The following is a 12,509-nucleotide window of genomic DNA, read 5'->3' as shown; positions in this document are numbered from 1 at the left end:
AGTGGGGACGCCACTCCGGTTCGTCTTAACCGATTACTGATGCACAGCGCGGGCAAAGCTCTGGATGCTCTTCGTTTTGTCCAAGCTCTGTCGAGTATGTCCAACAACGTGCACAAGCGGCTCCATCTGCTTTCATGACTGTGATTTTCGTCGTCGCATAATCGACGTCTGCCGTCTCAGCCCACTCCACTTGCGATACTTGAAGCAGTTGGCTGACGTTGTCGATCGTGTTCAACAAGTCGGCAGTCTCTGCTTTTGGTGCGAGAATCAACTTCGCCTCGAGCGGTTTCCCGATTAACTTTTCTCCACGTGCGATTTCAATCGCTTTGAGGACGTCGTCGCGGAAGACGAGGAACTTCGACCACTTCTCGAGTAATGCCGTTTCGTCTCCTGTGAGCGCGCTCACTTCTTCTAAATCCGTCAAGAAGATGCTTGCTTCTGACTTTCCAGGCACTTCTTTCCATGCCTCATCGGCAGTGTGTGGAAGGATTGGAGCCAATAGTTTCGTCAAGAGGACGACGGCATCGTACATGACCGTCTGAACGGCACGACGACGGAGATCGTCTTCACGTTCGATATATAGGATATCTTTTGTGAAGTCGAGGTAGAACGATGACAACTCGTTGACACAGAAGTTATGAACGAGGTGATACACGGCCATAAAGTCAAACTCATCATATGCTTTGACAACTTTTTTCTGCAATTGTTTGAGCTTCGTCGCCATGAAGCGGTCCGCTTCCGGCATATCCTCGAATGCGACACGCATCGACGGCTCGAACCCGTTCAAGTTCCCGAGTAAGAAGCGGATCGTGTTACGCATCTTCCGGTAAACTTCTGACACTTGTTTGAAGTTATCGTGTGACGCGCGTACGTCAGACTGATAGTCGACGGATGCGACCCAGAGGCGTACGATTTCGGCGCCGTACTGCTTCACGAGATCGTTCGGTGCAATCGTGTTACCGAGCGATTTCGACATTTTGCGTCCGTCCCCATCGAGGACGAATCCGTGACTCAAGACGTTCCGGTACGGTGCTTTCCCAGTCGTCGCAACGGCCGTCGAGAGTGATGAGTTGAACCAACCACGATATTGGTCCGATCCTTCAAGATAAAGGTCTGCCGGACGACGAAGGTTTTCGCGTTCTTCTAATACACCAGCGTGTGAAGAACCTGAATCGAACCAGACGTCCATGATGTCGAGTTCTTTACGGAACTCTCCGTTCGGGCTGTTCGGGTGAGTGAACCCTGCAGGGAGAAGGTCTTTCGCTTCACGCTCATACCAAACGTTCGACCCGTGCTCGCGGAACAAGTTCGCGATGTGGTCGATCGTCTCGTTCGTGATGATTTCCGTTCCATCTTCCGCATAGAAGATTGGGATTGGAACACCCCAAGCACGCTGACGGCTGATGACCCAGTCTCCACGGTCACGGACCATGTTGTAAAGACGTGTCATTCCCCATTCAGGGACCCAATTCACTTCCTCGATTTCACGGAGCATGTCTTCACGGAAATCTTTGATCGATGCGAACCATTGTGGCGTCGCACGGAAGATGACCGGTTTCTTCGTACGCCAGTCATGCGGGTACGAGTGTTTGATGAACTTCAAGTTGAGCAAGTAGCCATTCTCTTCAAGTTTCATACCGATTTGTTTGTTCGCATCTTCGTAGAAGAGACCTTCGAAACCAGGGGCTTCGTCTGTCATGTAGCCACGGTCATCCACCGGGCAAAGGACGTCTAATCCGTAAGCCTGTCCGACACGATAGTCGTCTTCCCCGTGTCCAGGTGCTGTATGAACGAGTCCAGTCGCATCCGCAGTGACGTGGTCGCCGAGGATGACGAGTGACGTCCGGTCATACAATGGATGTTGAGCCGTCATGTACTCGAAGTCACGTCCGTTCCAAGACCCGCTCACCGTGTAATCCGTCCATCCGAGCGCTGCCGTCACTTCTTCGACGAGCGTTTCCGCGACGATATAGCCTTTTCCTTCATGTTCGATTCGCGTGTAAGTCAACTCGTCACTCACCGCAATCCCAAGGTTCGCCGGGATTGTCCAAGGCGTCGTCGTCCAGATGACGAAGTGATCGTCTGACGTCAACGTATCTTTACCGTCCACGACACGGAACGCCACGTAGATAGCCGGTGATTTTTTATCGTAATATTCAATCTCTGCTTCCGCGAGTGCCGACTCGGAAGATGGTGACCAGTAAACCGGTTTTTTCCCTTTGTAGATATAACCCTTCTCAGCCATCGACCCGAACAAACGAATCTGTGCCGCTTCGTATTCAGGAAGGAGCGTGATGTATGGGTTCTCAAAGTCTGCGAGAAGACCGAGACGTTTGAATTGTTCGCGTTGCGAGTTCACTTGCTCCATCGCATACTCTGCACACTTTTCACGGAATTCCGCGACTGTCATTTCCTTACGATTGACGCCTGCTTTTTGAAGGGCGTTCTCGATTGGAAGACCGTGCGTGTCCCATCCTGGAATCATTGGAGACTGATAGCCGTTCATCCCTTTGAAACGAACGATGATGTCTTTCAATACTTTGTTCATCGCGTGTCCCATGTGGATGTCACCGTTCGCATATGGAGGTCCATCATGTAAGATATATTGTGGTTTCCCAGCATTTTTTTCTTGTACCTTGTTGTAAAGGGCCATATCTTCCCATTCTGTTTGCATCGCTGGCTCGCGCTTTGGTAAATTCCCACGCATCGCGAATTCTGTGTTTGGCATTAATAGCGTGTCTTTGTAGTTCATCGAAACTCCTCCATCAACATTTTTTAGAAAACAAAAAAACCAACCCATCCCTGATAGGGACGAGTTGGTTGACTCGCGGTACCACCCTACTAGTCTCATCATCATGAGACCGCTCTCGGTAACCGATAACGAGGTCAGGCGGTCACGCTTACTTCAGTTCAGCGTGACGACTCATAGGGGATACCGATTCAAGTCTTTCTCCTAGGCTCTCACCGTCCCTAAGTCGCTTCATAGGTATGACTCGATCGACGCGTCCTACTCAACGTGTTGATCATTTATCCGTGTTGTTCTTCATTACGTGTGACTTCGTCGTCATTATACGCAAGTTCTGTTCTATCGTCAAGAACCGTCTGCACAGGCGGTTCCCCGACAATCGTTTCCCATTCCGTACTGTTGAGAAGTTCCATTTGCGCATCGACGAGGACGCGGAAGCGTGTCCGATACAACTCGACTTTCTTGAGCATCTGAACGACTTCCCGTTCAGCAAGTTGCTCTTTGCGCGCCGCTTCCTCTTCACGAGCGAACGCTTCACGTTCCGCTTGTTTCAAGATGAGACTCGCTTCTTTTTGAGCATTGTTCTTCACTTCTTCCGCCGCTTCCTGCGCGACGATAATCGATTTGTTCAACGTATCTTCCATCGAGGAGAAGTAGTCAATGCGGGCTTGCATATCGTTGACAAGTTCTTCATACCGTCGATTCTCACGAATCAATAGTTCAAACTCTTTAATGATTTGATCTAAAAATTCATTGACCTCATCGATGTCGTACCCACGAAAACGGGAAGAGAATTCTTTATTATGAATATCAATCGGTGTCAACGCCATTCGACTTTCCTCCTAATTTCAACGTATGGTGCCATACTGGATTTTAATTTTTTCACGTTTGGTCGATCCGAGAATCTCCATCAATTTGATGCGACCATATCCACGGACGGATAAAAGATCATCCGGTTCAAGGATGAAGCTCGCGTCTTCAATGACTTTATGATTCACTTTACAGTCGCCGTGTTTGACGAGCGCTTGCGCTTTTTGCCGAGAGATGTTGAGCACCTCGCTTGCAACCGTATCAAATCGTAACGAGGACACGATGCCAAAGCCTTCTATCCACTCCGTTTTTGGAACGACGAGAATCTCTTCTTTCGAGACAGAGGAAATACGGACTTTTGCTTTTCCGACACGCTCGAGATTCATTTCAATGAACCCGACCGCTTCACGCGTCGTCGCAAATTGTACAATCTCATCGTCAAGAACGACATCTCCGAACTTTTGACGTTTCAGTCCAGCGTTCAGCAATGTCCCTGTCACTTGTCGATGCGTCAAGTCCACGAATTTTGTTGGGTACTCGATTCGACGGATCTCAATCTCAAAATCATCTGGATTGAGTTCATAGTAATCCGGCGCTAAAATCAGACGACGTCGTTCCGCGCCTTCAAATCCGCCATCATCATGAATGACAAGTTGTTTCCCGACGAGTTGTTTGACGATTTGCTGTTCACGTGGATCGAGAAAATCCGTCAATTTCAACACATAGCTATTCTCCACTTGTTGTACCCAGTCGAGCACTTGTTCCACGAACGCGCGTTCACTTGGTCGATAATGGTCATAGACGCTCATACGTCACCCAAAGATCGCAGCGATTCCGGCTTGTGCCATGCGAAGCACGAACAACGCGACGATTGGGGAGATATCGAGCATGCCACCAATCGGCGGGATGATTCGGCGAAACGGCGCCAAGAACGGTTCACACAAAAACGATAAGATTTGACCAAATTTAGATTCGCGTGCGTTCGGGAACCACGATAATAAGATATAGCCGATGAGGACCCAACTATAGATGCCAAGTAAGTCGCTCAACGTGTTGCCTAAGGCAGGGATTACGTTTTCCATTCAGTTACCACCCTTTACTGTGAAGTTCATCCTCCGATATCAAGTTTGAGATTGAACCAGTCAATTCGACGTTGTTCGGAGTACACAGAATCGTGTTATGTCCAATCGAAGTCATCGATCCCTCAAGGGCGTATACGACACCTGAGAGGAAGTTGACGACTTGACGCGATTGCTCTTTTGACATGCGCTGAAGGTTGACGATGACAGCACGGTTTTCTTTCAAATGATCGCTAATGTCTTGCGCTTCAGCGAACACACGTGGCTCAGCCAATACGACTTTCGAACGGTCTTTCTTTTTCGTATTTAACGCCACGAGATTGTTCGCTGATTTTGGACGATCATCCTGTCTGACAACCGATGTTTCGGTTGTAGAAGGAGCTGCTGCATTTGCGACAGCATACTCTTCTTCATCATATGTGTTGTTCGGATCTTCTTCGAGTCCAAAGAAATCTTTCATTTTGTTTTTGATTGACATAACGGATTCCTCCTTAAGATATATTATTGCACAAGTACGGTACCAATACGAACAAACGATGCGCCTTCTTCAATCGCGATTGGATAATCGTTTGACATCCCCATCGACAGCTCCGTGCATGGTGCGTGTTCATACGCATTTGCCTTCACTTCATCACGTAGATGACGGAGACGGCGGAACGTTTCACGAAGTGTTGACTCTTCTTCAGTGAATGGTGCCATCGTCATCAACCCGATGATTCGAATATGAGGATACTGTTTACAGTTCTCGATGAAGGGCACGACTTCCTCTATTTCGAGACCATGTTTTGAATCTTCTCCTGACGTGTTCACTTGAACGAAACAATCGATGGTTCGGCTCGCGCGCTTGTCAATCTCTGCTGCGAGAGACAACCGGTCAAGAGAGTGGATGGCCGCGACGTAATCAATGATTTGTCTCACTTTTCGTGTTTGTAACGTACCGATAAAATGAAATCTGACATCCTTCGGCATCCCTTCAACTTTCTCGAGCAGTGAATCCGGACGGTTTTCTCCGAAATCACGAATTCCTTCTGCGTAAAGAGCGTTGGCCACATCTACGCCTACGGATTTCGTGACGGCGATGAGTGTCGGCTCAACTTCTTGAACGTGTGATGAAATGATGGATTGAACTTGTTTTACATTATCTGAAATACTCACGATTTCCGCTCCTTGACGATGACTGCCGCAAACCGACGTTTCGTCTCTCCGTCTCGATAGGAGAAAAACGGGCTGTCCGCGCCAGTCGTTAAATTCGATTGCATGACCGCAGTGTCATGTTCTTTTGCCAATACTTCATTGACGGTTTGAAGGGACAAGAGGGCGTGGTCTCCCGATTCGTTTCGCACTGCCCGTTCATATGCGACCGGCGAAACGTCCCGGACGGCATGCAGGACACGACCATCGACCTCATAGTCACTTCCTGAGATGGACGGACCGACGAGCATTTCTACATCGGTCGCCTCGATTCCCTTCTCAGCAAACATCTGCATCATGGTCTTGACGATGTTTCCGACCGTCCCCTTCCACCCAGCATGAGCGATGCCGATGACCCCATGATCTTTCGCACAGAAGAAGAGAGGCACACAGTCAGCAAAGACGAGGGCTAACGGTAGCGCGTCTTCGGTCGTGAGAAGACCGTCTGTTTTCGGGATCGCCTCTTCATATCGAAACGCACCCTTACCTTTGTCCGACGAATCGACGACCTGGACCGCTGTGCCGTGCACTTGATCCGCCCACACGGAGTCCTCTAACGCGAGCCCAGCTTGTTGAAAGAACTGTTGCCGATTTTCGACGACGCGGTCGATTTCATCGCCCACGTGCAGTCCGACGTTTCCCGCATTGTGTCCATCTTTTCGTGTCGTCACGTAAGCATGATAACGGGCTGTTTCGGTTTCCCAAGTATGTAGCAGTTGCATCGGTCTCTCCTTTTAGAAAAAGGGATGCCGAGTACCGGCACCCCTAGTTGTTTAGTTACGGCGTTGTCTCACAAACGCAGGGATGTTGATCGTCTCGTCTGGGACGTCTCCTCCATACACTGGGCGATGGAAGTTCCCTTCGTCTTGTTGAGCCGCTTCATTTGCTTTTGGTTGGGGTTCCTTGTTCTCAACCTCAGGCTGTTTTTTCGGCTGCTGAAGGAACGGGTTCGTCCCTTGTGCTTCTTCAGCGAATTCAGTTGCAATCACGGTGACGATGATCTCATCGTTCAAGTTTTCGTTGATGACCGAACCGAAGATCAAGTTCACTTCTTCATCGGCCGCACTTTGAACGATTTGAGCCGCCTCTGTCACTTCGAACAAGCTGAGGCTAAGTCCACCAGTGATGTTCATCAAGACACCTTTCGCACCTTCGATTGAAGATTCGAGAAGTGGTGACGAAATGGCTTTCTTCGCTGCTTCAACGGCACGGTTTTCACCTGTCGCGACACCGACACCCATGAGGGCAGACCCTTTCTCCGTCATGATCGTTTTTACGTCCGCGAAGTCGAGGTTAATGAGACCCGGGATGGCAATCAAGTCCGTGATCCCCTGTACACCTTGACGGAGGACGTTATCCGCTTCACGGAACGCTTCGATCATCGGTGTGTTGCGTTCCACGATTTCAAGGAGCTTATCGTTCGGAATCACAATGAGGGTATCTACTTTTTCTTTGAACGCTTGAATGCCGTGCTGTGCGTGTTGCATACGCTTCCGTCCTTCGAACATGAACGGTTTCGTCACGACACCGACCGTGAGTGCGCCGATTTCTTTTGAAATCTCGGCGATGACTGGAGCGGCACCTGTTCCGGTTCCGCCACCCATCCCAGCCGTGACGAACACCATGTCCGCACCGTCAAGTGCTTCAATCAACTGTTCGCGGCTTTCTTCAGCCGCTTTTTTACCGATATCCGGGTTCGCACCTGCACCGAGACCACGTGTCAATTTTGCACCAAGCTGAAGCTTCACGTCGGCTTTCGACATGTTCAACGCTTGTGCATCCGTGTTGACTGCGATGAACTCGACTCCTTGTACCCCATGTTCAATCATGCGGTTAACGGCGTTTGACCCGCCGCCACCGACTCCAATTACTTTAATTTTCGCTACGGCGTCAATCGCCTCATCAAAGTACATCATTCAGGTATCCCCCTACGTATTTTCCAAGTTGTATTACATCGTCAGCTTAAACGCCAAATAATTTTTCCATCAAACGACTAAACCCTTTTTTCGACTCTTGATCGCTCTCGTATTCGTTCTCTCCTACATGAATATCGGTCGCTTCCGGCTTCTTGTGAAGTGTTTCCTGGCGAACTTCCGGTTTTTCAAGCTGAGATTTCGAAACGTGATGATCACTCATCAAGACATATTTCAACACGCCGACGGCTGTCGCGTATTTTGGATGTCTGACACCAATCGACGATGGTTGATACAATCTCGTCTTTTGGCCCATAATACGAGTCGCCAACTCCTGAATACCAGGTAGAGCAGCTGCCCCACCGCAAAGTAAGTATCCGCCATTCAGCATCGGAACACCTACTTTTTGAACCTTATTCAACATAAGGGTAAACATTTCCTCTATTCTCGCTTCTAAAACGTAGCTAATTTCTGACTGTGGTTCGAACGCCACTTCCCCATTGATGTTCGTGTAGGAGAAACCTTCTGTCTCATCAGCCATTTCTTCAAGAGCGAGACCATATTCTTCTTTCGCCACTTTGGCGTCTTGATATTTACAATTGAGTTTATAGACCAAGTCTCTCGTCATATGATCTCCACCGACCGGGAGGATATACGAGTAGACGAGATCTCCCCGATAAAATACGGAGACCGTCGTCTTTTCATGTCCGACATCGACAAGCCCGATTCCTAAATCGATTTCATCTACAGAAGCTGCGCTCATACCGAGGGCAAGGTTTCCTAGAATAAAACCTTCGAGTTGTAATCCTGCCCGTTCAATCGAACGACGAATACTATGTAAAATGGTCTTCGACCCGGTCACCATTTTCCCGTGCATCTCAAGTCGATAGCCTAACATGCCCCGTGGATCGACAACGCCGGTTTGCTGATCAACCGTGAATGAAGATGGGATCACATCGATGACACTCATCTCGTCCGGTAATCGCATCACTTGTGCCGAGTTGATGACTTCCATCACGTCTGCGTCGGTAATTTCTTGATCTTCTCGCTTCACGGATGCAATTCCATGACATGGGGCAATTTGGATATGTTCCCCTTCGATGGCAACGTATACAGATCGAATTTGATCTCCTAGCGATGTCTCAGCGTGCTCAACGGCCTGTTTGATTGCTTGGACTGTTTTATCGATGTCTACGACAGCGCCACGTTTTACACCCGCAGACGGTGCACACCCTTCTGCCAAAATATTAAGCGTTCCGCCGAGCAATTCACCGACGACGAGCTTAATCTCTGACGTTCCAATATCTAATGCGGCCACATAACCATTCGCTTCCAAAAGGGAAACACCTCCGCTCTATAGTTTTCCTGTTCCAATTGCTTGACACATATACAGATATCCAAAAAAATTATTGGTTTCGACAAGATATCTCACGTCTAAGTTTACAACAAATAAGATAGTGAGAAAAGGTAGAATCCTACAATTTAAGCGGTTTCGCGTTATCAATTCGTTTACAAACGACAAAAAAACAGCCCTTATGTGTCTAAGGACTGTAATATAACTGATTATTCATTCGTTTTCTTGTATGGAACAAAGTAAAATCCACCATCCATGACGACGGTCCCACGCTCACCTTTCGGGATGTTTTCATAAATTTCTCCATACTTTGATACGGTCTCGCTTAACTTCAATGTCGGTGTGAGTAACGTGTTGCCATCGTTCATAAAAATCTCGTATCGCGTTGGCTCATCTTTTCGTTTTGATAAGATTACTTCTGACATACGAGCCCGCGTCGCATCATCGACCCGCTCGAGTTCACTAGCGATCTTTTCGAGTTCTTCTTCTGTGTTGAACTCTCGTAAGAGTGGTCCATCCTTTAGCTTTTGCGGATCGGTGATGGCTCCGGTCGGATGGAGTGAACCGTCGGCTAACACGACGACATCTCCTTTTTCCGCTTTCGCATAAGCGATCATTTTCTCTTCTGTCACGGTGATTTGAACCTTGTTATACCAAGAACGATCGATTTCTACCCGTTTGACACCAGGCAACTTTTCCATCTGTTCACTCATCTTGTTTGGGGACAGACTGACAAACTTCGTCGATGAATCGAGCTTCATGTCCTGAAACACGTACGTTTCTTCTAACCAGTAAAGACCCGATACCTTCACTTCTTTCACGTTCGACATCGAAGTCTGCATGTAGACCACGAGTAGGATGAGAATTCCAAACAGTGAGAGTACAGAGAACATCCGACGGTTCGCTTTTTTACGCCGTTGTTTTTTCATGTATGGAATACGGTCTTCGAGACTACGTACCGTTTGTTGGCTTGGTTCCATCGGGTTCTACTCCTTTATTGAATGACTTCTTCTACCAGGTCGGCCAATGCATCTGACGCGTCCGGGAAACCGAGTGCACGCGATGCGTTCGCCATCTCATCACGCTGTTCGAGTGCTTGACGAATCGCTTCTACGAGCGTAACACCCGTCAACGCCTCTTCTTTCAAAAGGATGGCCGCCCCGTTCTCGACGAGGGCCGAAGCATTTTTCGTTTGATGGTCAGCTGTCACGTACGGACTAGGTACCAAAATGCTCGGTAAACCAATGGCGGTCAATTCTGAAATCGTCGAAGCGCCAGCTCGTGAGATGACGAGTGACGTACAGGCGAGTAAAGATGGCATATCGTACACGTATGGATGGATGTGTACATTATCAGAAGATGGCGCCTGTTTCGACACCGCATCGAAATGCACTTTCCCCGTGACGTAAAGGACGTTGATTGGCAATTCTGAGAGCGACGGGATCGCTTCCACGACCGCTCGGTTGATTGCCTCGGCTCCGCGGCTCCCACCATACACCAAGACGATCGGACGGTCATCTAAACGATACTGTTCGCGGACGGACGCCTCATCGACTTCCGTTTGCAAGACTTCGCTACCACGCGGGTTTCCAATCAAGCGAACGTTCGCACCCGGGAAATGGACATCTGAGCCTTTGAACGAGAGGGCAACCCGATTGGCTTTCTTCGATAAGAATTTGTTAGTTAATCCCGGGATACTGTTTTGTTCATGCAGAATCGTGGGGATCCCAAGCTGTTGTGCCGTATAGACGACGGGGCCGGATACGAAACCACCCGTCCCAATCACGACGTCCGGCTTAAACGCCGCCATGTCTTTTTTCAATGCCCGAACGGCTTTCAAAAACCAGTAGGCTGTCTTCACGTTCTCGAGTGAAAGGGAACGCTTCAGACCTGCGATTTGAATCGACTTGAACGGGACACCGGCTCGCGGTACGAGATCAGCTTCTAACCCATTCTCCGTCCCGATGTATTGTACCTGTAAATCCGGGTGACGTTTTTTTAGCGTTTCAATCAATGCGAGTGCCGGATAAATATGACCACCGGTACCACCACCAGAAATCATGATTTTCATCGGTTCGCCTCCTCATATGAACGGACGAGTTGAACGAACTGCTCGCCTCGTTCTTCAAACGTTTTAAATTGATCCCAGCTAGCACAAGCGGGTGAGAGTAAGATGACGTCTCCCGTCTCGGATTGCTCAAACGCGAGCGGAACGGCGTCTGCCAACGTCTCGACGGTGAAAGATGGAATCTGTCGGGACTCGCCGAGCTCTTTAAAACGCTCTTTCGTCTCACCATACGCGATGACAGCTTTTACGTTTGAGAGAGCCGGGGCGAGCGAAGATAAGTCCGCACCACGCTCGAGACCACCACAAAGCCAGACGATTGGGGCGTCAAATCCACGTAACGCAGCTTCCGCCGCCACGTTGTTCGTCGCTTTCGAATCATTGTAGACGGCACGTCCGAGCACATCACCGAGACTCTCGGTCCGATGCGCGACGCCACCGAAGTTTCGTAACACACGTTCGATATGCGTACGTGGAATAGCGAATGGTTCCACTAAGAGTAGTGCAGCCAATACATTTTCCACGTTGTGCGCCCCGCCTAATGCCAACTCATTTACCGGCATGATTTTTTCACCACGAACCGTGACCCATCCATCGACGACAGAAGCGTCACCCCGGTCAAAGCTGAACGTAGTCGGTTCAATCTCTCCCGGGACACGTTTCATAACTTCCGGATCTGTCACTTTCACGACGATTTGATCTGCATTCGTCATTCGACGGAACAAGTTTCCTTTTGCATCCGCATACGCATCAAAATCCCCATGATAGTCCAAATGAGCTTCCGATAGATTGAGTAGTGCCGCCGAGCGAGGATGAAACGACTCAATCCCCATCAATTGAAAACTCGACAATTCAATCACAATCAAATCGCCCGCCTTCGCCTGAGACGCCACTTCAATCGCAGGGAATCCGATGTTTCCCGCAAGATGCACCGGACGCTCCCCACCTTTGAGCAATTCATAGACGAGTGTCGTGGTTGTCGTTTTCCCATTTGAGCCAGTGATGGCAACAAATTCCGCCTCCGTTGCTAAATAAGCAAGTTCCACTTCAGTATAGATCGGGATATGACGAGACATCGCTTCCTGAAGCAATGGAATCTGATACGGGATGCCTGGGTTTTTGACAATCACCTCTGTCTCATTCAACAGAGCGAGGGGATGCTCGTTAAACACCGATTGAATCCCGAGAGCCTGAATTTTTTCCTGTTCGTCTTCCGGAGGGATATTCCCCGTATTGATCGTCACATCTGCTCCCGCATGATGCAGATATGTCGCCGCCGCAATACCGCTCTTCGCAGCACCGAGGACAAGAACTTTTTTACCGTGCCATTGCTTTTCCATCTGTCTCACCC

12 protein-coding genes and 1 other annotated feature are annotated in these 12,509 nt (G+C 49.1%); all 12 genes read right to left on the bottom strand.

Going from position 1 to position 12,509, the window contains the following annotated elements; all coding sequences use genetic code 11:
- Positions 1-25 precede the first annotated feature (25 nt).
- Positions 26-2,752 (bottom strand): isoleucine--tRNA ligase, encoded by a 2,727-nt coding sequence (gene ileS, locus KNO70_RS08675; RefSeq protein WP_214684523.1) that lies wholly within the window; start codon positions 2,750-2,752, stop codon positions 26-28.
- 52 nt (positions 2,753-2,804) lie between these two features.
- Positions 2,805-3,024, bottom strand: a binding site (T-box leader).
- Between the two features lie 3 nt (positions 3,025-3,027).
- A complete protein-coding gene (locus KNO70_RS08670; RefSeq protein ID WP_074037318.1) occupies positions 3,028-3,576 on the bottom strand; it encodes a DivIVA domain-containing protein in 549 nt (182 codons plus the stop codon).
- Positions 3,577-3,594: 18 nt separating this feature from the next.
- Complete coding sequence (locus KNO70_RS08665; RefSeq protein ID WP_214684525.1) at positions 3,595-4,365, bottom strand: YlmH family RNA-binding protein; 771 nt, start codon at positions 4,363-4,365, stop codon at positions 3,595-3,597.
- A 3-nt stretch (positions 4,366-4,368) separates the two neighbouring features.
- Positions 4,369-4,638, bottom strand: coding sequence for a YggT family protein (locus KNO70_RS08660; RefSeq protein WP_015881317.1), 270 nt, complete (start codon positions 4,636-4,638; stop codon positions 4,369-4,371).
- A 4-nt stretch (positions 4,639-4,642) separates the two neighbouring features.
- A complete protein-coding gene (locus KNO70_RS08655; RefSeq protein WP_214687903.1) occupies positions 4,643-5,113 on the bottom strand; it encodes a cell division protein SepF in 471 nt (156 codons plus the stop codon).
- Positions 5,114-5,136: 23 nt separating this feature from the next.
- On the bottom strand, positions 5,137-5,790 hold the full coding sequence (locus tag KNO70_RS08650; protein ID WP_078146654.1) for a YggS family pyridoxal phosphate-dependent enzyme: 654 nt from the start codon (positions 5,788-5,790) through the stop codon (positions 5,137-5,139).
- Positions 5,787-6,548, bottom strand: coding sequence for a peptidoglycan editing factor PgeF (gene pgeF, locus KNO70_RS08645; RefSeq protein ID WP_214687901.1), 762 nt, complete (start codon positions 6,546-6,548; stop codon positions 5,787-5,789). The genes KNO70_RS08650 and pgeF overlap by 4 nt, the downstream gene beginning before the upstream one ends.
- A gap of 51 nt (positions 6,549-6,599) precedes the next feature.
- A complete protein-coding gene (ftsZ, locus tag KNO70_RS08640) occupies positions 6,600-7,742 on the bottom strand; it encodes a cell division protein FtsZ (protein WP_015881313.1) in 1,143 nt (380 codons plus the stop codon).
- Positions 7,743-7,788: 46 nt separating this feature from the next.
- Positions 7,789-9,075, bottom strand: a complete 1,287-nt coding sequence (gene ftsA, locus KNO70_RS08635; protein WP_078146652.1) for a cell division protein FtsA — start codon at positions 9,073-9,075, stop codon at positions 7,789-7,791.
- Positions 9,076-9,302: 227 nt separating this feature from the next.
- The gene (locus KNO70_RS08630; protein ID WP_015881311.1) at positions 9,303-10,073 is read right to left on the bottom strand and encodes a cell division protein FtsQ/DivIB; all 771 of its coding nucleotides are present in this window, start codon (positions 10,071-10,073) and stop codon (positions 9,303-9,305) included.
- 14 nt (positions 10,074-10,087) lie between these two features.
- Positions 10,088-11,164, bottom strand: a complete 1,077-nt coding sequence (murG, locus tag KNO70_RS08625; protein WP_078146650.1) for an undecaprenyldiphospho-muramoylpentapeptide beta-N-acetylglucosaminyltransferase — start codon at positions 11,162-11,164, stop codon at positions 10,088-10,090.
- The gene (murD, locus tag KNO70_RS08620; RefSeq protein WP_078146649.1) at positions 11,161-12,498 is read right to left on the bottom strand and encodes a UDP-N-acetylmuramoyl-L-alanine--D-glutamate ligase; all 1,338 of its coding nucleotides are present in this window, start codon (positions 12,496-12,498) and stop codon (positions 11,161-11,163) included. Before murD ends, murG begins: the two co-directional genes overlap by 4 nt.
- Positions 12,499-12,509 lie beyond the last annotated feature (11 nt).

It is taken from the genome of Exiguobacterium sp. s181, from assembly GCF_018617125.1.
Classification (GTDB): domain Bacteria; phylum Bacillota; class Bacilli; order Exiguobacteriales; family Exiguobacteriaceae; genus Exiguobacterium; species Exiguobacterium profundum.
The sequence above is the reverse complement of the archived record's forward strand: the minus strand, read 5'-3'. Positions and strand labels throughout refer to the sequence as shown.